This window comes from Nocardiopsis exhalans (assembly GCF_024134545.1).
GTDB lineage: Bacteria > Actinomycetota > Actinomycetes > Streptosporangiales > Streptosporangiaceae > Nocardiopsis > Nocardiopsis exhalans.
In genome coordinates this window covers 6,584,888-6,606,243 of record NZ_CP099837.1, presented here as the reverse complement: position 1 = coordinate 6,606,243, position 21,356 = coordinate 6,584,888, and the positions used below count along the sequence as shown (strand labels likewise).

The 21,356-nt window shown below is 69.8% G+C and carries 16 protein-coding genes; 8 read left to right on the top strand and 8 right to left on the bottom strand.

Translation table 11 applies throughout. From position 1 onward, the window contains the following. Positions 1-20 precede the first annotated feature (20 nt). Entirely contained in the window at positions 21-1,238 is a 1,218-nt protein-coding gene (locus tag NE857_RS29270) for an NADP-dependent isocitrate dehydrogenase (RefSeq protein WP_017584067.1), read from the top strand. Positions 1,239-1,822: 584 nt separating this feature from the next. On the opposite strand, the gene NE857_RS29265 is transcribed toward NE857_RS29270, so the two are convergent. Both NE857_RS29265 and NE857_RS29260 read right to left on the bottom strand, forming a co-directional pair. Continuing rightward, positions 1,823-3,076 carry an LCP family protein gene (locus tag NE857_RS29265; RefSeq protein ID WP_254418540.1) on the bottom strand — a complete coding sequence of 418 codons (1,254 nt, stop codon included), beginning with the start codon at positions 3,074-3,076 and terminating at the stop codon, positions 1,823-1,825. A 187-nt stretch (positions 3,077-3,263) separates the two neighbouring features. Beyond that, complete coding sequence (locus NE857_RS29260) at positions 3,264-4,382, bottom strand: galactokinase family protein (RefSeq protein ID WP_254418539.1); 1,119 nt, start codon at positions 4,380-4,382, stop codon at positions 3,264-3,266. A 147-nt stretch (positions 4,383-4,529) separates the two neighbouring features. Here NE857_RS29260 and NE857_RS29255 point away from each other — a divergent pair, with 147 nt between their 5' ends. From NE857_RS29255 to NE857_RS29235, 5 genes are all read left to right on the top strand, one after another. After that, positions 4,530-5,648, top strand: coding sequence for a YihY/virulence factor BrkB family protein (locus NE857_RS29255; protein ID WP_254418538.1), 1,119 nt, complete (start codon positions 4,530-4,532; stop codon positions 5,646-5,648). A gap of 173 nt (positions 5,649-5,821) precedes the next feature. Next, positions 5,822-6,994 (top strand): glutamate--cysteine ligase, encoded by a 1,173-nt coding sequence (locus NE857_RS29250; protein ID WP_017584070.1) that lies wholly within the window; start codon positions 5,822-5,824, stop codon positions 6,992-6,994. Between the two features lie 27 nt (positions 6,995-7,021). Next, positions 7,022-8,257, top strand: coding sequence for a M20 family metallopeptidase (locus tag NE857_RS29245; protein ID WP_254418537.1), 1,236 nt, complete (start codon positions 7,022-7,024; stop codon positions 8,255-8,257). A 142-nt stretch (positions 8,258-8,399) separates the two neighbouring features. Then, positions 8,400-9,497, top strand: a complete 1,098-nt coding sequence (locus NE857_RS29240; RefSeq protein ID WP_254418536.1) for an adenosine deaminase — start codon at positions 8,400-8,402, stop codon at positions 9,495-9,497. Beyond that, on the top strand, positions 9,482-10,132 hold the full coding sequence (locus tag NE857_RS29235) for a PH domain-containing protein (RefSeq protein ID WP_425572075.1): 651 nt from the start codon (positions 9,482-9,484) through the stop codon (positions 10,130-10,132). Before NE857_RS29240 ends, NE857_RS29235 begins: the two co-directional genes overlap by 16 nt. A gap of 546 nt (positions 10,133-10,678) precedes the next feature. On the opposite strand, the gene NE857_RS29230 is transcribed toward NE857_RS29235, so the two are convergent. Beyond that, positions 10,679-11,512 (bottom strand): purine-nucleoside phosphorylase, encoded by an 834-nt coding sequence (locus tag NE857_RS29230; protein WP_254418534.1) that lies wholly within the window; start codon positions 11,510-11,512, stop codon positions 10,679-10,681. Between the two features lie 324 nt (positions 11,513-11,836). Between NE857_RS29230 and NE857_RS29225 the strand changes: the two genes are divergently transcribed. After that, the gene (locus NE857_RS29225) at positions 11,837-13,219 is read left to right on the top strand and encodes an NAD(P)H-quinone dehydrogenase (protein WP_017584075.1); all 1,383 of its coding nucleotides are present in this window, start codon (positions 11,837-11,839) and stop codon (positions 13,217-13,219) included. A gap of 139 nt (positions 13,220-13,358) precedes the next feature. Here NE857_RS29225 and NE857_RS29220 read toward each other — a convergent pair whose 3' ends face one another. Both NE857_RS29220 and NE857_RS29215 read right to left on the bottom strand, forming a co-directional pair. After that, a complete protein-coding gene (locus tag NE857_RS29220; RefSeq protein WP_254422137.1) occupies positions 13,359-14,606 on the bottom strand; it encodes a chemotaxis protein CheA in 1,248 nt (415 codons plus the stop codon). A 205-nt stretch (positions 14,607-14,811) separates the two neighbouring features. Further along, a complete protein-coding gene (locus tag NE857_RS29215) occupies positions 14,812-16,296 on the bottom strand; it encodes a dicarboxylate/amino acid:cation symporter (RefSeq protein ID WP_254418533.1) in 1,485 nt (494 codons plus the stop codon). A 533-nt stretch (positions 16,297-16,829) separates the two neighbouring features. On the opposite strand from NE857_RS29215, the gene NE857_RS29210 reads away from it, so the two are divergent. Then, a complete protein-coding gene (locus NE857_RS29210; RefSeq protein WP_254418532.1) occupies positions 16,830-17,441 on the top strand; it encodes a Uma2 family endonuclease in 612 nt (203 codons plus the stop codon). A gap of 52 nt (positions 17,442-17,493) precedes the next feature. On the opposite strand, the gene NE857_RS29205 is transcribed toward NE857_RS29210, so the two are convergent. The 3 genes from NE857_RS29205 to NE857_RS29195 all read right to left on the bottom strand — a co-directional run bounded on the left by NE857_RS29205 (position 17,494) and on the right by NE857_RS29195 (position 21,194). Beyond that, on the bottom strand, positions 17,494-19,260 hold the full coding sequence (locus NE857_RS29205) for an acetyl/propionyl/methylcrotonyl-CoA carboxylase subunit alpha (protein WP_254418531.1): 1,767 nt from the start codon (positions 19,258-19,260) through the stop codon (positions 17,494-17,496). Positions 19,261-19,347: 87 nt separating this feature from the next. Next, positions 19,348-19,587, bottom strand: a complete 240-nt coding sequence (locus tag NE857_RS29200) for an acyl-CoA carboxylase subunit epsilon (RefSeq protein ID WP_254418530.1) — start codon at positions 19,585-19,587, stop codon at positions 19,348-19,350. Continuing rightward, positions 19,584-21,194, bottom strand: a complete 1,611-nt coding sequence (locus NE857_RS29195) for an acyl-CoA carboxylase subunit beta (RefSeq protein ID WP_254418529.1) — start codon at positions 21,192-21,194, stop codon at positions 19,584-19,586. Before NE857_RS29195 ends, NE857_RS29200 begins: the two co-directional genes overlap by 4 nt. Positions 21,195-21,356 lie beyond the last annotated feature (162 nt).

Below are 21,356 nucleotides of genomic sequence, written 5' to 3'. Positions count from 1 at the left end.
GAAGGGACAGCCACACAGCCATGGCCAAGATCAAGGTCGAAAACCCCGTAGTCGAGCTCGACGGCGACGAGATGACCCGGATCATCTGGTCCTTCATCAAGGACCGTCTGATCCTTCCGTACCTCGACATCGACCTCAAGTACTACGACCTGGGTATCGAAGAGCGCGACCGCACCGATGACCAGGTCACCATTGACGCCGCGCACGCCATCAAGAAGTACGGCGTCGGCGTCAAGTGCGCCACCATCACCCCCGACGAGGCCCGTGTCGAGGAGTTCGGCCTCAAGAAGATGTGGCGGTCGCCCAACGGCACCATCCGCAACATCCTCGGCGGCGTCGTCTTCCGTGAGCCCATCATCTGTGAGAACGTGCCGCGGCTGGTGCCGGGCTGGACCAAGCCGGTCATCATCGGCCGTCACGCCCACGGCGACCAGTACAAGGCCACCGACTTCAAGGTGCCCGGCCCCGGTACGGTCACCATGACCTACACCCCGGCCGACGGCAGCCAGCCGGTCGAGTTCGAGGTCGCGGAGTTCCCCGAAGAGGGCGGCGTCGCGATGGGCATGTACAACTACCGCAAGTCCATCGAGGACTTCGCGCGGGCCAGCCTGAACTACGGCCTGGACCGGAACTACCCGGTCTACATGTCCACCAAGAACACCATCCTCAAGGCCTACGACGGCATGTTCAAGGACGTGTTCGAGGAGATCTTCGAGGCCGAGTTCAAGGAGAAGTTCGCCGCCGCGGGCATCACCTACGAGCACCGCCTGATCGACGACATGGTCGCCGCCGCGCTCAAGTGGGACGGCGGCTACGTCTGGGCCTGCAAGAACTACGACGGTGACGTCCAGTCCGACACCGTCGCGCAGGGCTACGGCTCGCTCGGTCTGATGACCTCGGTCCTGCGTACCGCGGACGGCAGCACCGTCGAGGCCGAGGCCGCCCACGGCACCGTGACCCGTCACTACCGTCAGCACCAGCAGGGCAAGCCCACCTCGACCAACCCGATCGCCTCCATCTACGCGTGGACCCGCGGTCTGGAGCACCGGGGCAAGCTGGACAACACCCCGGCGGTCGTCGAGTTCGCGCAGACCCTCGAGGACGTCGTCATCAAGACCGTCGAGGGCGGCCAGATGACCAAGGACCTCGCTCTGCTGGTCGGCTCCGAGCAGGAGTGGCTGACCACGGAGGAGTTCCTCGCCGCTCTGGACGAGAACCTGAGCAAGCGTCTGGCCTAGGTCCTCGCTCCCGGCCGGGGTCCTCGAACCCTGGCCGGGGGCTCGCCCCGGCGGTCATGAGCCGACAGCCGAGGTGAGACCTTGACCACGCCCGGGCGTCCCCGTGAGGGGACGCCCGGGTTCTTTCGTCTCCGGGGGTCGCTGACCGGGGTGAGAAGCGCGAAAGGCGCTGTTCGCGGGGGTTCGGGGCTTCGGTTCGGTAGAAGTTCCTCGGCGTGTTTCTCGTGTTCGGCCCCCATCGGAGGGTCAGCGGTGGGAGGATGGCAGAGCCGGAGAGGGGCCTTCCGGGATGGGTGCGACGTAGGACACGTGAACACGATTCGCACCTTTCGCGAACTTTGACCTATTGTGGAGACACGCCGGTGAGAACCGGCAGGCCAGAGCGGGTTTCGAGCCCCTCGGCCACCACGAGCCGACGTGCCGGCCGTGCGCCCGCTGGGGGGTAGGCGCGCACAGTACGGAACGTCACGAAGAAGGGCCCGTCACTCCGGTGACGGGCCCTTCGCTCGTTCCAGGGGCTTCAGAAGCTCCAAGGGGTTCCCGGGCAGGGGGTCGCGGGGACTGCCCGAGGGGATCGCGGGAGATCAGTCCTGCATGGCTTCCTCGGGGATGGGCTCGCCCTCGCGCATGGCCGCGAACATCTGCTCCGACCTGGCCTCGTCCCAGAGCACGACCGAACCCACGCCGTCCAGGGTCGGGGTGCTCCCCACCGGCACGGCTGTGGTCGCGGTGCCGCCGCGCATCGCCATCAGCATGCTGGCCAGGTGACGCAGCTTGTCGCCCTCGTCGACCATGAACGTGTCGGTGCCCGCGACCACCAGCGGCACGGACTTGAAGGGGTTGAACATCGTGGAGGGGGCGCTGGCCTCCTGGATCAGCGCGGAGAAGAACTCGCGCTGGCGCTGGATGCGGTCCAGGTCCGCGCGCGGGGTGGCGCGGGTGCGCACGTAGCCCAGCGCGGTGCCGCCGTCCATCTCCTGGCAGCCCGCCTCGATGTCCAGGCCCGCCTTCGGGTCCACCATCGGCTCCTCCGGGCACAGCTCCACGCCGCCGACCGCGTCGACCAGGTCGACGAAGCCGCCCATGCCGATCTCCACGTAGTGGTCGATCCGCACGCCCGAGGCCTGCTCGAAGCTCTGCACGAGCGGGCCCGGACCGCCGCAGACCTCCTCGCCGTCCTCGCCGGTGCCGCACACGGAGTCGGCGAAGGCGGTGTTGATCTTGTTGTCCGCGTAGCCGGGGATCGCCATGGGGACGTAGGAGTCGCGCGGCACGCTGACGATCGTGGGGTCGCCGTCGCGGGGCATGTACAGCACCATGAGCGTGTCGGTACGGCGGCCCTCGGCGCGGCCGGTGGCCAGCTCCCGGATCTGGTCGTCGTCCAGGCCCTCACGGCTGTCGGAGCCGACGATCATGTACGTGGTCCCGGGCTGTCGGTCCGGGCGTCCCTCGTAGTCCTGGAGGGCGTCGACCCGCTCCAGCCGCGAGTCCGCCCAGAGGTAGAAGCCGCCGGGGATCACCAGGAGCAGGACCAGCACGATGATCAGCGTGTTCCGGGCCGTCTTCCTGCGGCGCTGCTGCGCGCGGCGCTGGTGGCCGCGGCCGTCGTACTCCCGCCCGGCGCTGTGGGTGCGGCGCTTCCGGGGACGGTGCGGGGGCACCTGGTCGGCCGGGGGGATCCGCCGGGTCTCGCCCACGACCCGCTGCTCGGACTCACGGGAGCGGTAGAGCTTCTCGAACTCGTCCGGCTTGCCGGGGCCGCCGCCGCGTCGGAACACACCCCCTCTGTTGTGTTCACCGGTCGAGCCGGGCTCTCCCGGGTGCCGTCGATCAGCCATCGAATCGCCTATCTGCTCCGCGCCGCGTGTCCTGTGCGTGTGTCTTATGTCCCTTGTGATCGCTGACAGAGTAGTCGGGTTCGCTCCGATCTCTTCCGGCGCCCGTGGGCCGTCACTCCGGAGGCCTGCGGGCCAAGGGTTCTCGGTGGGGGGGCTCAAAGGCGGGGAGGGGCTCCGGAGAGGGGCCTCAGCGCAGGCGGGAGGCTCCGCCGGACGGCAGCGCGGCCCGCATGCGGGGCTCGGGCCACCCCTTCGCCGCGAACGCGCTCCGGACCGCCGCGGTCAGGTCGTCCGCCCGGTCCTCGGAGACCAGTGCGAAGGCGGTCCCCGCCCACCCGGTCATCCGACTGCCCCGGGCCCCGGCCAGCGCCGCGGTCTCCACCGCCAGGTCGACGGAGGGCAGCGGAAGGCCGAAGCGGCGCAGGGACAGGTGCGAGGCGGACAGGATCGGCCCGGTCTCCGCCGCCCGCTCCGTGCGCAGCAGACCGACCGCGGCGTTGAGCCGGTGCACCTCGGTGACGGCGTACTCCACCCGGCTGCGCAGGACGGGGTTCTGCAGGCGGCGCAGCGCCCCGGGCAGGTCCTGGACGGCGCGCAGCGGGCCCAGGACGTCCTGGGCCCGGTCCAGCTCGGCGGCGCGGACCGGGCGCGGGTCCCGCCGGGGGAGCGCCCCGGTCTCCAGCACGACCAACCGCAGTTCCGCCGCCGCGAGGTCGAACGGCAGCACGGTGGTCCGGCCGCTGGCCAGGTTCACCCGGACGGCGTGCCCTGCGCGGGCGGCCAGGGCCACGCTCTGGTCGACGGTGCCCCCGGTGGGGCGGTCGGCCCCGGCGAGATCGGCCAGCGCCAGGGACACCGCCGCGCCGACCGCGGCCGAGTGGCCCAGGGAGGCGTGTTCGGGCAGGTCGGAGCCGAGCACCACCCGAAGGCCGCTCCCCGCGCCCAGGAGGCCCTTCTCGCGCGCGTGGGCCACGGCCCCGGCCACCGCGAGGGCTGGCCGTCCCCGATCGCTCAGCGGGCCGCTGGGCGTCGCCACGCGCACGCGTCCGTCCGCCGTGGTCCCGGCCGCCGCCGTCACCCCCCAGGGCAGCGCCGCGTACAGGGCCGCTCCGCCGCCGGCCGCGGTGTGCTCGCCCATGAGCGCCAGCCGCCCCGGCGCGTGCCACAGGCCCTCGGGGGCCGCCCCGAAGAGTTCCGCGTACGCCGAGCGCAGGGCTTCGTCGTCGGGCGCCTCCGGCCAGTCCCCGACCGGCCCCCCGGTCCGTGTACCCAGCACCGCGCGCACCCGCGCCCCGATGACCCCCACGCGCCGTCCCCTGTCTTCTCGCGGTCTCCCCGGTGAACACCGATCTCAAGTTTGCCGTCACTTCGGTACCGGCCGGGCGTGGGGTTTTCCTCAGGCGGGATCGGCGAAGCTAGGGTTACGGACTCATTGGTGTGACGGGGGTTGGTTATGGCCGGAGTGCTCGACCGGGCCAAGGACGCGGCCCAGCACTACCAGAACGTGGCGATGGACGGCTTCTGGGAGCTGCGGCGCCGCCGCCCGTTCTTCGACCACCTGGTGCGGGCCGGTGAGCGCTACTCCGACCGCAACGGCACCCAGTTGGCGGGGGCGGTCACCTACTTCGCGTTCCTGTCCTTCTTCCCGCTGCTGGCGCTGGCCTTCGCGGTCGTCGGCTTCCTGGCGGCCAGGCAGGTGGAGCTCACCACCTACCTGGAGGAGGCGCTGGACGAGGTGCTGCCCGGGCTCTCCCAGCAGCTGCCCATGGACCAGATCGCGGACGCCCGGGTGGGCGCGAGCGTGCTGGGCCTGCTGGGTCTGCTGTACGCGGGCCTGAACTCGGTCTCGGCGCTGCGCGAGGCCCTGCACACGATCTGGTTGAAGAGCCTCAAACAGGGCCCCAACTTCGTGCTGCGCAAGCTGGGCGACCTGCTGGTCATGATCGGGCTGGGGTCGGCCCTGCTGCTCACCGTCGCCTTCACCAGTGTCATGCAGACCGCCACGGTCTGGCTGCTGTCCCTGGTGGGCCTTGAGGGGTCGCTGGTGGCCAACCTGTCGCTGCGCGCCCTGGCCCTGGTCATCGCCATCGCCGTGAACATGTGCCTGTTCCTGCTGGTCTTCGCGCTGTTGTCGGGGGCGGGGCGGCCGACGGGCATGATGTGGAAGGGGGCGCTGCTGGGCGCGGTGGGCTTCGAGATCCTCAAGAACCTCGCCGCGCAGCTGCTGGCGGGCACGCTCACCAACCCGGTATACGCCTCCTTCGCGGTGTTGGTGGGCCTGTTGGTGTGGATCAACCTGGTGATGCGCGTGGTCATGTTCAGCGCCGCCTGGACGGCCACCTGGCTGCCGGTGCTGCCGCCCTACACCGGGACCCTGCCGCTGCCGGAGCAGAACGGGATGGACTGGACACGGCCGACCCCCGTGCTGCGCCCGCGTGAGGAGGACCTGGCCGAGCAGCGCCTGGCCCGCCGGGTGCTCGCCCTGGGGTTGTCACTGGTGGGGGCGGTGATCGCGGCGGCGGGCGCGGCGTTCGCCCTCCGCGACCGGTCGAAATCCCGAAGGGCCGGCTGAAGGACCAGCCAACCGTCGAAGTGAAAAGCGGCCGGAAAGAATTCGTTTTTTACTGAGGGTTCCTTCCGTATGCGCGCGGTGTGGGGTGGGTAGTCCTCCCCTGTCCCGGATGGCCGGTTTCGCCGGGGCAGCGGTGCGTCGGCCACAACGGCCGTCCCATACCTGGAGGGCAGATGGGAATCGCATTCACAACGTCCGAACGAGCGACGCTCGGGGTCGAGTGGGAACTCCAACTCGTCGACCGCGGCAGTCGCCATCTCCGGCAGGAGGCGCGGCAACTCCTCGCCGCACTCCCCGATCTCAGCAGTGAGGCGGCGGTCCCCCCGCTGCGGCACGAACTGATGCAGTCCCAGGTGGAGGTGGTGACCGGGATCTGCGAGACGGTGGAGGAGGCCAAGGGTGATCTCGGTCGCAGCGTCGCCCGGATGCGCGAGGTGCTCGAACCCCGCGGTACCACCCTGACCTGTTCGGGAACCCACCCGATAGACGACTGGCGTGACCAGGAGCTCAGCCCCGGAAAGCGCTACGGCGAGCTGGTCGACCAGATGCAGTGGCTGGCCCGACGCATCCTGACCTGCGGCGTTCACGTCCATGTGGGGGTGCGCGGCCAGGAGAAGGCCATTCCGATCGTGAACGCGCTCGCGAACTATCTGCCACATTTCCTTGCTTTGAGTGCTTCTAGCCCCTTTTGGGGTGGTCACGACACCGGACTGGCCTCCGCGCGCTCGATTGTCTTCGGTGCGCTCCCCACCTCGGGGCCGCCGCCGAACCTGTCAGGTTGGACCGCTTTCGAGGAATACCTCGAAACCCTTCTCCGGGCAGGTACCATCGCCTCTATCAAGGAAGTGTGGTGGGACATCCGTCCGCACCCGGATTTCGGCACCATAGAGATCCGGATGTTCGACGGCATTCCCACCTTGCGCGAGGTGGGAATGGCCGCCGCTCTCTCCCAGAGTCTGGTGGAGATGTTCGATCACCAGCTCGACCGCGGGTACAGCTTGCCCAGCCCGCCGTCCTGGGTGGTGAAGGACAACAAGTGGCGGGCCACCCGCTACGGACTCGACGCTCGAGTCATCACGGACTCGCACGGAACCACAGTTCCGATCCGTGACGACCTCTACGAGCTGGTCCGCGAGCTGGCTCCGGTCGCGGCCCGCCTGGGCTGCGCGGAGGACCTGGACCTGATCTCCGAGATCCTGGACAAGGGCGCCTCCTACGAGCGCCAGCGGGCGGTCGTCGCCGAAGGCGGATCGCTCGAAGACGTCGTGGACATGCTCTCCGCCGAGTTCGAAGGCGATTCCACCCGCGCGACGGTCGGCGTCGGCGATGGAGCCGGTGCGCGGTAAGACGTGTAACGAAGAGGGGACCCTCGCATGCAGGGACGTGACCTGCCGGAACAGTTGACCGCTTTTCTGGCGCGCCATGAGCGGGAGCTCACGGGCTTTCGACGGGACCTGCACATGCACCCGGAGCTCGCCTTCGCCGAGCACCGCACCACGGGCCGGCTGACCGAACGGCTACGCCAGGTCGGACTGCGACCCCGCACCCTCCCCCAGGGCACCGGTCTGATCTGCGACATCGGCGACGGCCCCGGCCCCACGGTCGCCCTGCGCGCCGACATCGACGCGCTCCCCCTCACCGACGAGAAGGACGTCCCCTACCGTTCCACCGTCCCCGGCGTCGCGCACGCCTGCGGACACGACGTGCACACCACGGTCCTGCTGGCCACGGGGATCTTCCTCGCCCAGCAGGACCGCGCCGGTGCCCTGCCGGGCCGCGTCCGGCTCCTCTTCCAGCCCGCCGAGGAGCTTCCCGGCGGGGCGGTGGAGGTCGTCAAGGCCGGCGGCATGGACGGCGTGGACCGCATCTTCGCCCTGCACTGCGACCCCCGCCAGCTCGTGGGCAAGGTGGGCCTGCGCACCGGCGGCATCACCGCCGCCTGCGACCAGATCATGGTGCGCCTGTCCGGGCCGGGCGGGCACACCGCCCGCCCGCACCTGACCTCCGACCTCGTCTACGCGCTCGGCAAGATCGTCACCGAACTACCCGCCGCGCTCTCCCGCCGCATCGACCCCCGGGCCGGGTTCAGCCTGGTGTGGGGCCGGATCAGCGCGGGATCGGCGCCCAACGTCATTCCGGACGACGCCGTCGCCGAGGGCACCGTGCGCTGCCTGGACGACGAGGCCTGGCACGCCGCCCCGGACATCCTCAAGGGACTGGTGGAGTCGGTCGCCTCCGCCTACGGCGCCGACGCCGATGTCACCTACCGCCGGGGTGTTCCGCCCACCATCAACGAGGCGCGCAGCGTGGACATCATGCGTGAGGCCGCCACGTCGGCCCTGGGGTCCGACGCCGTCGGGCCGACCCCGCAGAGCCTGGGCGGGGAGGACTTCGCCTGGTACCTGGAGCACGCACCCGGCGCGCTGGCCCGGCTGGGCACCCACTCCCCGGACTGGAGCGGGCCCATGCTGGACCTGCACCGGGGCAGTTTCGACGTGGACGAGCGCGCGATCGGGGTGGGCACCCGCCTGATGGCGACCACCGCTCTCACCGCGCTGTGGGAGCACGCCCCCGAGGGCATGCGGGTGGACAGCGAGGCCCTGGCCTGATCGCGGCCCCGGCCTGACCGCGGTTCCAGCCCGATCGTCCACGTGGCCGGGGCCCGACGCTGACCGGCGGCTTCTGCCGGATTTTCGGTAACTTCGTGTCGCCGTGTCGGGGGCCCTCACCGCCCGGTGGCATTCTGGGTAGATGAACCAGCCACTCACAGTCGAACAGATCCGGCGGGCGCCGAAGGTGCTCCTGCACGACCACCTCGACGGCGGCCTGCGCCCGTCCACGGTCGTCGAACTGGCCCAGGAGGCCGGGTACAAGGGCCTGCCCACCTACGATCCGGCCGAGCTCGGGCGTTGGTTCCGCGACGCCTCGGACTCCGGGTCGCTGGAGCGCTACCTGGAGACCTTCGCGCACACCACCGCCGTCATGCAGAGCCGTGACGCCCTGGTGCGGGTCGCAGCCGAGGCCGCCGAGGACCTGGCCGCCGACGGTGTGGTCTACGCCGAGCAGCGCTACGCCCCCGAACAGCACCTGGAGGGCGGGCTCACCCTGGAGGAGGTCGTCGAGGCCGTCCAGGAAGGGCTCGAACTGGGGGAGAAGCGCGCGGCGGACTCCGGCCGCAGCATCCGCACCGGGCAGCTGGTGACCGCCATGCGGCACGCGGCCCGCTCCTCGGAGATCGCCGAGCTCGCGGTCCGCTACCGCGACGCCGGGGTGTCCGGATTCGACATCGCCGGCGCGGAGGCGGGCAACCCGCCCACCCGCCACCTGGACGCCTTCGAGTACCTGCGCCGGGAGAACTTCCACTTCACCATCCACGCCGGTGAGGCCTTCGGACTGCCCTCCATCTGGGAGGCGCTCCAGTGGTGCGGCTGCGACCGCCTCGGCCACGGCGTGCGCATCGTCGACGACATCACCACCAACGAGAACGGCGTGCCGCGGCTGGGCCGCCTCGCCCAGTACGTGCGCGACAAGCGCGTCCCGCTGGAGATGTGCCCCAGTTCCAACGTGCAGACCGGCGCCGCCGACTCCATCGCCGAGCACCCGATCAAGCTCCTGCACGACCTGCGCTTCCGGGTCACGGTCAACACCGACAACCGCCTCCAGAGCGGGGTCACCCTGTCGGAGGAGTTCGCCAAGCTGAGCGAGGCCTTCGGCTACGACTGGGACGACCTCCAGTGGTTCACGGTCAACGCCATGAAGTCGGCCTTCCTGCCCTTCGACGAGCGCCTGTCGCTGATCAACGGGATCATCAAGCCCGGGTTCGCGCAGCTGAAGTGGGCGACCCACTGATGGCCGGACCCGACGGCGGGCCCACCACGCACTACTCCACCTCCTCCCGGGTGATGGCGATGGGGTGGGTGGTCATCGCGGTCCTGCTCCTGGTGGACGTGGTGCTGCGCGGTCAGGACCGGATGGCCTGGATCGCCGGGGCGGCCCTGGTCCTGAGCGTCGCCGTGGTCTACGTCGTGTGGCTGCGCCCGCGGGTGGTCTCCACGGAGCGGGGTATCCGGATGGTCAACCCGCTGCGCGAGACCTTCGTGCCGTGGGCGGCCGTGCAGTGGGTGGACGTGGTCGACGTGCTGCGGGTGCACACCCCCGAGCAGGTGCTGCGCTCCTGGCCCCTGCGCGAGACCAAGCGGGCCAAGGTCCGCGAGAACATGCGCCGGGAGTCGGGCTACCTGGACCCCGACGACGACAGGGACCCGACCCAGATGCGCCCGGTGGACCTGGCCGCCCGCGACCTGCGCAGGGACGCGGAGCGGTACAAGACGCGTCCGCTGAGCGGCCCCATCAAGGAGATCAGTGAGGAGGGCCCGGCCGCGCTGGGCGCCGAGGACCGCCCGCAGACGATGGTGCCGGTCGAGGTCATCGTCGTCCTGGCGGTGCCCCTCCTGCTGCTCGCGGCCGTGTTGCTCCTGGCCTGAGTTTCTTCTGGCCCGTGTTTTTGCTGTTCGGGGCGCTTCTCCTCGGGCCTAACCCGGTTCCCGCGCGGTGCGCGGGAACCGGGTTCTTCGTTTTCGGGGTGTGGGGTTGACGAGCACCCCGGAATTCTGGTTAGGTTAGGCATGCCTAAGGGAGAACGTTCCGGGTGGGCGGGCTTCGCGCGGATGGCCACCCACCCGGATCTTCCTCCAAAGGCGACGCGCGCGGTTCAACTGAATATCGGGAAGAGAAGGTGTCGTCAGCGCTAGTCCAACGGGGTCTGCGGGGATCCTGAGCGCACGACGGCACCGGGGAAAGCACCGCCTTCGGCCGGACCTGCGGCCGGTACCGTCCATCCCATGGCCTCGGGATGTACGCTCGCCACGCCGGTACCGGACACGCCGGGTCCGGTCGAAGGCGCCCCAACTTCTCTCGCTTGTCCCCTCTGGGCAAGCACGCCTCTCCAGTCTCCAAGCGCACACGAAAGCCCGGCGGTCTCCGCCGGGCTTTGTGCTGTGTAGGAGGCTTTTCCGTTGGGCCCTCGGCGCTCAGGCCGCGGCGATCACCCGGTTCAGCAGTTCACCGAGCCGGCGCGCTCGCTGGGTGACGATCTCCAGGGCGCGATCCTCCTCGAAGGGGTCCAGCACCGCGCCCACCGCGTCGTTGCTGACCATGGACAGCCCCAGCACCTCGGCGCCCATCTCCACCGCCGCGATGGTCTCCAGCGCGATCGAGCGCCCGACCACGTCCGCGCCCGCCTGGCGCAGCACCTTCAGCTCGGCCGGGGTCTGCAGCTGCGGACCCGTGGTGGACACGTACACGCCCTCGGCCAGGGAGGCGTCCACCCCGTGGATGACCTGGCGCAGCCGCTCGCTGTAGGCCTGGGTCAGGTCGACGAAGTTGGCGCCGGTCAGCGGGGACCGCGAGGTGAGGTTGACGTGGTCGCGCAGTACCACCGGCTGCCCCGGCTGGTAGTCGGTGCGCAGCGATCCCGCCGATCCGGTCAGTACCGCGATCCGGGCACCCGCGGCGATCCCGGTCCGCACCGCGTGCGTGGCGACCATCGGGCCGAAGCCCTCGTAGACGTGGACGCGGCCCATGAACACGACCACGCGTTTCTCGCCCACCCACATGCTGCGGACCTTGCCGCTGTGCCCTTCGGCGCTGGGTGCCACGAAGCCGGGCAGCTCGGTCGCGTCGAATTCGATGTCGGGCGTGCCCAGTGTGTCCACCGCGCCCGCCCAGCCGGAGCCGAGCACCACCAGGGCATCGAAACTGTCGGCCCCGGCCCGGGCCAGGAGTTCCTTCGAGGCGGAGTCCGCCAGTCGTTTCGCCTCGCCGGTGGTCTGGGGCGGCTGGGGCGGCTGCTCTGATTCGCTCACAAGTCGGATGCTACCCCTGTGTAGCCAAATTGTTCCGGAACGCAACGCAGAGTGTTCGGAGGGCGGAATGTACACGTCACCTTGGGTGACCTCGGCGACCTGATTCACGTGTCCTTCGTCGCATCGGCCGAGGTCAGGTAGGGGTCCGACAGGCCACTCCTTGGGGAGACAAGGCGTTTCGGCCGGGGTGGCTGCGGTTTTCGACAGTGGACATGGCCGACAATGGGGTGAAGCGATAAAACCAGGTGGTGCACTGCCATGCCCGAATATCGCCCCGGACCGGGAACGGGTGTGCCGCATCGCCCGCAGAGGGAGTGAAGCAGCGTGACGAAGGTCGTGATCATCGGTGGCGGGCCCGGGGGCTATGAGCCGGCGCTGGTCGCCGCGCAGCTCGGCGCGGACGTGACTGTGGTGGAGCGCGACGGCATCGGCGGCGCCTGCGTCCTCACCGACTGCGTCCCCTCCAAGAGCCTCATCGCCACCTCCACCCGGACCACGTACGTACGCGAGTCCGCCAGCCTGGGCATCCACGTGCCCGAGGCGGAGGACAACAAGGCCGCTGTCGAGGTCGACATCGACCAGATCAACGCGCGGATCAAACGCCTGGCCCAGGCCCAGTCCGACGACACCCGCGCCCGTCTGATCAAGGAGGGCGTCGAGGTCGTCATCGGGGAGGCCCGCCTGGTCGACCCGCACATCGTCGCCGTCGGCGAACGCCGCATCCGCGCCGACGTCGTCCTCATCGCCACCGGCGCCCACCCCCGCGAGCTGCCCACCGCCAAGCCCGACGGCGAGCGCATCCTGACCTGGCGCCACCTCTACGAGCTGGAGGAGCTGCCCGAGGAACTGATCGTGGTCGGCTCCGGTGTCACCGGTGCCGAGTTCGCCAGCGCCTACCAGGCCCTGGGGTCGAACGTGACCCTCGTCTCCTCGCGCAACCTGGTCATGCCCACGCAGGACTCCGACGCCGCCGAGGTGTTGGAGGAGGTCTTCGCCCGCCGCGGCATGACCATCCTCAACCAGACCCGCGCCGAGTCGGTCGTGCGCACCGAGGACGGTGTCCGGGTCACCCTCTCCGACGGCCGCACCGTCGACGGCAGCCACTGTCTGATGACCGTCGGCATGATCCCCAACACCGAGGGCCTGGGCCTGGAGGAGGCCGGGGTCCGGCTGGGCAAGGGCGGGTTCGTCGAGGTCGACCGCGTCTCCCGGACCACCGTTCCCGGCGTCTACGCCGCGGGTGACTGCACCGGCGTGAACATGCTGGCCTCTGTGGCCGCCATGCAGGGCCGGATCGCCATGTGGCACGCGCTCGGCGAGGCCGTGTCCCCGCTGCAGCTGTCCACCGTCGCCTCCACCGTGTTCACCCACCCCGAACTGGCCGCCGTGGGAGCCAGCGAGGACGACGTGCGCAGCGGCCGCATCGACGGCCGTACCGTCACCCTGCCGCTGAACACCAACCCGCGCGCCAAGATGAACGAGGTCAAGGACGGCTTCGTCAAGCTCATCTGCCGCCAGCACACCGGCATCGTCCTGGGCGGCGTCATCGTCGGCCCGCGCGCCAGCGAACTCATCCTGGGCGTGTCCATCGCGGTCCAGCAGCGCCTGACCGTCGACGACATCGCGCACACCTTCTCGGTGTACCCGTCGCTGTCCGGCAGCGTCACCGAGGCCGCGCGCTCCCTCATGCTCGCCTCCCCGGAGTAGGGGCTCCGACGGAGAGCGGCTGCGGCCCGCCGTGTGGAAGGGCAGGACACACGGCGGGCCGCAGGAGCCAGAAAACGCAGGAGGGCTCGGGCGAGATCGCCCGAGCCCTCCTGCGCGGTTCGTGCGCGTCCGTGACCGGCTAGAAGTCGAAGCCGCCGAAGTCCCCGAAGTCGCCGCCGCCGTCGAAGTCACCGCCGCCCATGTCGCCGCCGTCGCCCATGTCGTCACCGGCGCCCATCATGCCGCCGCCCATCATCGACCCCATCATGGAGCCCATCATCATGCCGGTGAACATGCCCATCATCATGTTCATGCCGAAGTAGCCGCCGGCGTAGGGCGAGTAGGCCGGACCCGCGTCGTAGTACGGGCGGCGCTCACCGTCGACCTCGACCATGCGCACGTCCGGCTGGCCGCCGGTGCGCACCGCCTGGGCGCAGACCGGGCACGCGGTCACCGACCGGGGCGAGCCGCCGGGCGGGGCCCAGGTGACGTCCTCGCTGGACGGGCCGTGCTGCGGATTGAAGAAACAGGGACCGCGCCGCGCGGGCACCGGGTCGCCGTTCATCCGGGCCCGGGTGGCGGTCATGTAGTAGCGGCCGTCCTCCAGGGCGCCGGTCACCATCTTGACCTGTTCGGGTTCCTGGATGGTGTCCAGCAGGGACTTGGCCTGGTCGTAGGAGTCCATGGCCCGCGAGTAGTCGCTGCGGGTCTCGTCGTCCACCTTGGACAGGTCGATCTCCAGACGGGCGACGTCCTCACCGAGGCGGACGACGTCCTCGGTGGCCATCTGCTTGATCTCCTCGAGCTGCTTGGCCTTCTCGGCCTCGCGCTTCTTACGGCTGTTGTAGACGTACCAGCCGCCGGCCGCGACGATGATCGCGAGGATGGCGAGCAGCACCAGGCCGGAACCGCCGCCCCCGGCCGGGGCCTCGCTGGCGGTCTCGGTGTCCTGGACCGCGTCGGGTACGGCCGCGAGGGTGTCGATCGGGTTGACGCCCTCGTCGAGGGCGATCTGCCTGATCGCCTCGGTGCTCTCCAGGTTGGGTGAGGTGACGTAGAAGTGGTCGCTTCCGCCCAGGACTCCGTAGGCCCCGTCGCCGACCTCGGCCATGACGGGTTCCATCACGGCGTTCACCCCCGCCTCGGAGGTGGCGACCTCCGACGGCAGGATCACGTAGTAGACGGGTGTGTCCGCGTTCGCCGCGGCGGCCTCCAGGGCGGCCTCGTCAGCGGCGGGGATCTGGTCGATCGACGGGTCGACGAAGACGCCGTCGTCCTCCAGTTCCGCGACGATGTCCTGGGTCTCGGGTAGTTCGGTCTGGGTGTCGGCTGCGGCCGGAACCGCTGCGGCGGTGACCATCCCCGCCACGAGTCCGGCAGCCAGCACTGTGGGTGTTACCAAGCGGCGCAACATGTCGTTCCTCTCGCCTCCCTTAACCACAGGGACGAACAGGAGCCCCGAACAGTTCCCGAGGTCAGCCCCTGTGTCCAGTGTCTCCCGGTTGTTCGGACGCGTTCGGTGAGGGCTGACGCGACGGGCCCGCCGGATCGGAGCGGATCCGGCGGGCCCGTCGCGGTGCGGGGTGGAACGGTTAGCTTCTGGCACCCGATTCGGCGAGGTCGGCGTCCTTGTCCGTGCCCTCGCCGCCCTCTTCGGCCCCGGCCGACGCGCGCTCGGCGGCGGCCTCCTCGGCGGAGACGGTGCCGGGCTCGTCCAGCGGAACGAAACCGGTGGTACCGCGCGGGGCGTGGTAACGGGTCACGTCCAGGATGCCCTCGCGCTTGGCGACGATCGCCGGGACCAGTGCCTGACCGGCCACGTTGGTGGCGGTGCGGCCCATGTCCAGGATCGGGTCGACGGCCAGCAGCAGGCCCACGCCCTCCAGGGGCAGACCCAGGGTGGACAGGGTCAGGGTCAGCATGACGGTCGCGCCGGTAGTGCCCGCGGTGGCCGCGGAACCGATCACCGAGACGAACACGATCAGCAGGTAGTCGGTGATCCCCAGGTCGATACCGGGGAAGAACTGGGCGACGAAGATCGCCGAGATCGCGGGGTAGATCGCGGCGCAGCCGTCCATCTTGGTGGTGGCGCCGAACGGGACCGCGAACGCGGAGTAGTAGCGGGGCACGCCGAGGTTCTGCTCGGCGACGCGCTGGGTGACGGGCAGCGTGCCCAGCGAGGAGCGCGAAACGAAACCGAGCTGGACCGCGGGCCACACACCGGTGAAGTACTTGACCGGGGACAGGCCGTTGAGGCGGGCGATCACCGGGTAGACGACGAACACCACCAGGACCAGGCCCAGGTAGATCGCCAGGGTGAACTTCCCGAGCGCGCCGATGGTGGTCCAGCCGTAGCTGTATACGGCGTTGCCCAGCAGGCCCACGGTGCCGATCGGCGCGAGGCGGATGACCCACCACAGAGCCTTGAGGACGACCTCCAGGGTGGAGGAGGTGAACGCGATGAACGGTTCGGCGGCCTTGCCGACCTTCACCGCCGCGATGCCCAGGACCACGGCGATCACGATCAGCTGGAGCACGTTGAACGACAGCGACGTGGTCGCCGCGATGGAGCCGTCGTCGGCGACGGTGCCGGAGGTGTTCGCGGCCAGGCCCAGGAAGTTGGCCGGGACGATGCTCTCGATGAAGGCCAGCCAGGAGCCCGTGGTGGAGGGCTCCGCGGCGGTCGCCTCGTCCACACCGCTGTTCAGCCCGGGGCGCAGGGTCAGGCCGATGGTGATCGCGATGGCCACCGAGATCAGCGCCGTGGTCGCGAACCACAGCAGCGTCTTCCACGCCAGCCGGGCGGCGTTGGCGACGTTGCGCAGGTTGGCGATGGAGGAGATGACGGCCAGGACGATCAGCGGCGGCACGATCGTGCGCAGCAGCGCCACGAAGGTCGAGCCGATGGTCTGGAGGGTGACCGCGAGCCAGTTGGTGGCCTCACCGGTATCGGGGTGGGGCGGACTGATCTGCAGGGCGATGACACCCAGGACGATGCCCAGCACCAGGCCGGCGAGTACCTGGGCGGCGAAGGGGAAACGCAGTTTGCGTCGGGGAGCTGTGGTCTGCTCGGACACGGAAGGAAGACTCCAGAGATGGGTGGCCGGGCGCACGCGTGCGACGTCACGGGTCGGCGCGGCGGGCCGCGGGTGCTCGGCGCAGGGGAAGGGCGGGCATCACCGGGAGAGGTGACCTGGGAAGGGTGAGCGGCGCGCTGCCCGGCAGTAGGCACGGGCACGCGTGGACCTAGCTACACGCGTGACTGTTGAAGCGGCACAGGTCGATGTGCCACCTTCGCGTCAGTCCCCAGATGTTCGTCACGATCGAGAACAATAGCCCGGTTTCCTTACCTTTTCCATGCACAACCGGTCGTCTTGTGTGGAGTAGCTGGTCGGAGTGCCTAGTGCGCTGGGTCTTCCTGCTTCCGGGGGCGATGAGGATCACGCCCGGGGCACCCCGGGCAGGCGCCGGAGTCGAAGGGCCCGGGCGGGGGAACACTCACGGGTGCCGGGTGAGGCGAAGTGAGACAATCCGTGGAAAGCACCGTTACGGGGTGACAGGGGTGGCTACTGTGGGCGACGAGCACGATCCGACTACCGGAGGCAGTGACATGTCCGCTCCCACCGTGGCAGAGAAGTCGGTCTCCTCCAGGGCGGACCAGTGGTCCCTGATCCAGCCGCCGCCGGAGGGGTATACCGCTGACGACCTGGACCGTATGCCGGATCTTCCGCCGCACACCGAACTCATCGACGGAAGCTTGGTTCTGGTGAGCCCCCAGAAACTGTTCCACATGCTCGTCCTCAAACTGTTGGAGCGTGAACTCGACCGGCAGGTCCCCGAACACCTGCTGGTGGCACGGGAGTTCTCGGTCAAACTGGCCAAGAGACAGCGCCCGGAACCAGACCTGCTGTTGGTGCGAACCGATGCCCTCGACGAGTTCGACCAGACCTGGGTTCTTCCCTCGGCGGTGCGGTTGGCTGTGGAGGTCGTCTCGCCGGAGTCGGAGATCCGGGACAGGGAACGTAAACCAGAGCTCTACGCCCGTGCCGGCATCCCGCACTTCTGGCGCGTGGAACAGGACGGGGACGAAGCGGTGGTCTACGTCCATGAATTGGATCCGGCCAGCGGTCGCTACGGCAGGCCCTCGATCCACCGTGGAGTTCTCAAGACCACGGTGCCCGTCGACATCGAGATCGACCTGGCCGGTCTCCGCGGTCGATGAATGAGGGGCACCGCCCTTCAGCGGTGCCCCTGCACCGGGAACGAACGTGTGGTCAGGCGTCCTTGATGTCGCAGACCACCGCGCCGTTGCCCACGGTCTCGCCCGGGGCGACCTTCAACCCGGTGATGGTCCCGGCCCTGTGCGCGGCCAGCGGCTGCTCCATCTTCATCGCCTCGATCACCACCACCGTCTCGCCCTCGGCCACGGTCTGGCCCTCGGCGGCCACGACCTTGACCACGGTGCCCTGCATCGGCGAGACCAGCGAGTCACCGCTGGCCGCGGCCGCGCCACCGCTCTTACGGGCGGCGCGCTTCTTCTTACCGCCACCGTTTCCGGCGGCCGGAGCCGCCGCGACGCCCAGGGAGGCGGGCAGGACCACGTCGATGCGCTTACCGCCCACCTCGACGGTCACGGTCTCGCGCTCTGCCGGCTCCGCGGTTCCGGGCTCACCGGACCAGGGGGCGATCTGGTTGTCGAACTCGGTCTCGATCCACCGGGTGTACACCCCGAACGGCTGGGCGGGGTCGGCCGGAGCGAACGCCGGGTCCTCGACGACGGTCTGGTGGAAGGGGATCACCGTGGGCATGCCGCCGACCTCGAACTCGGCCAGCGCCCGCTTGGAGCGCTGGAGCGCCTCGGCACGGGTGCGGCCGGTCACGATCAGCTTGGCGACCATCGAGTCGAAGGCCTGGGGGACGGTGAACCCCGCCTCACAGCCGGTGTCCACCCGCACCCCGGGCCCGCCGGGCAGGTTGAAGGAGGTGATGGTGCCGGGGGCGGGCATGAAGTTGCGTCCGGCGTCCTCGGCGTTGATCCGGAACTCGAAGGAGTGCCCTCGGATCTCGGGGTCGTCGTAGCCCAGGGCCTCGCCGTCGGCGATCCGGAACATCTCGCGGACCAGGTCGATCCCGGTGACCTCCTCGCTCACCGGATGCTCGACCTGCAGGCGGGTGTTGACCTCCAGGAAGGAGATGGTGCCGTCCACTCCGACCAGGAACTCGCAGGTGCCCGCACCCACATAGCCCGCCTCCTTGAGGATGGCCTTGGAGGAGGCGTACAGCCGCTGCATCTGATCGTCGGACAGGAAGGGGGCGGGGGCCTCCTCCACCAGCTTCTGGTGGCGGCGCTGGAGCGAGCAGTCGCGGGTGGAGACCACCACGACGTTGCCGTGGGAGTCGGCCAGGCACTGGGTCTCCACGTGCCGCGGCTTGTCCAGGTAGCGCTCCACGAAGCACTCGCCCCGACCGAACGCGGTCACCGCCTCACGCACCGCCGACTCATAGGCGTCGGCGACCTCCTCCAGGGTGTAGGCGACCTTGAGCCCGCGCCCGCCGCCGCCGAAGGCGGCCTTGATCGCGATCGGCAGACCGTGCTGCTCGGCGAAGGCCACGACCTCCTCAGCTGACTCCACCGGGTCGGGGGTGCCCGCGACCAGCGGTGCGCCGACCTTCTGCGCGATGTGGCGGGCCTGCACCTTGTCGCCGAGCGCGGTGATCGCGGCGGGGGGCGGGCCGATCCAGGTCAGCCCGGCGTCGATGACGGCCTGGGCGAAGTCGGCGTTCTCGGCCAGGAACCCGTACCCGGGGTGCACGGCGTCCGCACCGGACTCCGCGGCGATGGCCAGGAGTTTGCCGATGTCCAGGTAGGAGTCGGCCGGGGTGGAGCCGCCCAGGCTGTGGGCCTGGTCGGCGACCTTGACGTGCAGGGCGTCCAGGTCGGGTTCGGCGTAGACGGCGACGCTGGCGATCCCGGCGTCGCGGCAGGCGCGGGCGATGCGCACGGCGATCTCGCCGCGGTTGGCGATCAGAACTTTACGCACGGTGGAAATCCTCCAGCTGGAGCGTGGAGCGGGTCACGCGCCGACCGCTCGACGAAGAGTCTAGGAAACGGGAGAGCACGGCAGAGGTCATCTCGTGCTCAGGCGCCAGGCGCCGGGGCCGGGACGCAACGGGGTGCGCATACCGCGAGAACGGCCCCGCCACCCGGAGACGGGACGCTCGGGCCCGGGTGCCTCGGCGGCGGCCCGGGCGGCCGCCGCGCGGGCGGTGAGCAGGGCGGTGAGCACGGCGATTTCCTCCTCGGTGGGCTCACCGCGCACCACGGCCAGGTGCGGCGCGTTCTTTCGCGGGTCGGTCGGCGCGCTCACAGCGGGATGTTCCCGTGCTTCTTGGGCGGCAGCTGCTTGCGCTTGTTGCGCAGCGCCTTCAGCGCCTTGGTGACCTGCACCCGGGTCTCGGAGGGCAGGATGACCCCGTCCACGTAGCCGCGTTCTGCCGCCGAGTACGGGTTCAGCAGGGTGTCCTCGTACTCGCCGACCAGCCGGGCCCGCTCGGCCTCGACGTCGTCTGCCGCGGCGAGCGTGCGCCGGTGCAGGATGTTCACCGCGCCCTGGGCGCCCATGACCGCGATCTGCGCCGTGGGCCAGGCCAGGTTGACGTCGGCGCCCAGGTGCTTGGAACCCATCACGTCGTAGGCGCCGCCGAAGGCCTTGCGGGTGATGACGGTGATCAGCGGAACCGTGGCCTCGGCGTAGGCGTACAGGAGCTTGGCGCCGCGGCGGATGATGCCGTCCCACTCCTGGTCGGTGCCGGGCAGGAAGCCGGGCACGTCCACGAAGGTCAGTACCGGGACGTTGAAGGCGTCGCAGGTGCGGACGAACCGCGCGGCCTTCTCGGAGGCGTCGATGTCCAGGCAGCCCGCGAAGCTCATCGGCTGGTTGGCGACGATGCCCACGGACCGGCCGTCCACCCGGCCGTAGCCTACCACGATGTTGGTGGCGAACTGGCCGTGTACCTCGAGGAAGTCGCCGTCGTCCAGGACGGATTCGATGACCTGCTTGATGTCGTAGGGCTGGTTGGCCGAGTCCGGGATGAACGCGTCTAGGGCCAGGTCGGTGTCGGTGAGCTCGTCGCCGGGGTCGTCCTCGGGGGCCACGAGCGGGGCCTCCTCGAGGTTGTTGTCCGGCAGATGCGACAGCAGCGCCTTCACGTAGTCGATGGCGTCCTGCTCGTCGGCGCCCCGGTAGTGCGCCACCCCCGACTTGCTGGCGTGGGTGTTGGCACCGCCGAGCTCCTCCATGGAGACGTCCTCGCCGGTGACGGTCTTGATGACGTCGGGGCCGGTGATGAACATCTGGGAGGTCTCGTCGACCATCACCACGAAGTCGGTGAGGGCGGGGGAGTAGACGTGTCCTCCCGCGGTGGCGCCCATGATCAGGGAGATCTGCGGGATGACACCGGAGGCGTGGGTGTTGCGTTTGAAGATCTCCGCGTACAGGCCGAGCGCCACCACACCCTCCTGGATGCGCGCGCCGCCGCCCTCGTTGATGCCCACCACGGGGCAGCCGTTGGTGAGGGCGTGGTCGAGGACCTTACAGATCTTCTCACCGTAGACCTCGCCCAGTGAGCCGCCGAAGACGGTGACGTCCTGGCTGAACACGGCGACGGGACGGCCGTCGACGGTTCCGTGGCCGGTCACGACGCCGTCCCCGTAGGGGCGGTTGGCGTCCAGGCCGAAGTTGGTCGAGCGGTGCCGGGCCAGCGCGTCGAACTCGACGAACGAACCCGGATCGAGCAGTGCGTCGATCCGCTCGCGTGCGGTCATCTTGCCTTTGGCGTGCTGCTTCTCGACGGCTCGCTCGGACCCGGCGTGTACGGCTTCGTACCTGCGTCGCCGCAGGTCGTCGAGCTTGCCAGCGGTCGTGTGGATGTCGATCTCAGCCGCGGACAGCGGTTCAGGGGCTTCGGTGGCCATAACAGCTCAGGTTAGCTTCGGGGGTCTCACGCGCCTTCACGCGGCCTGGGTTACTCGTCAGTAGGTGTGCCCCTGTGCGGCTCGGGTGTCCAGCCGCGATCAGGGAGGAAGCCGGGGTGTAAAAGGCGCTCCGAAACGCCGGATAACCGTGAGTCAATGTGA

Bases quoted from the DNA above. Each gene is read 5' to 3' on its own strand.
- NE857_RS29240 (WP_254418536.1), top strand. From the start codon at position 8,400: ATGAACCAGCCACTCACAGTCGAACAGATCCGGCGGGCGCCGAAGGTG.
- NE857_RS29245 (WP_254418537.1), top strand. From the start codon at position 7,022: ATGCAGGGACGTGACCTGCCGGAACAGTTGACCGCTTTTCTGGCGCGC.
- NE857_RS29250 (WP_017584070.1), top strand. From the start codon at position 5,822: ATGGGAATCGCATTCACAACGTCCGAACGAGCGACGCTCGGGGTCGAG.
- NE857_RS29195 (WP_254418529.1), bottom strand. From the start codon at position 21,194: ATGGCCACCGAAGCCCCTGAACCGCTGTCCGCGGCTGAGATCGACATC.
- NE857_RS29270 (WP_017584067.1), top strand. From the start codon at position 21: ATGGCCAAGATCAAGGTCGAAAACCCCGTAGTCGAGCTCGACGGCGAC.
- NE857_RS29255 (WP_254418538.1), top strand. From the start codon at position 4,530: ATGGCCGGAGTGCTCGACCGGGCCAAGGACGCGGCCCAGCACTACCAG.
- NE857_RS29210 (WP_254418532.1), top strand. From the start codon at position 16,830: ATGTCCGCTCCCACCGTGGCAGAGAAGTCGGTCTCCTCCAGGGCGGAC.
- NE857_RS29265 (WP_254418540.1), bottom strand. From the start codon at position 3,076: ATGGCTGATCGACGGCACCCGGGAGAGCCCGGCTCGACCGGTGAACAC.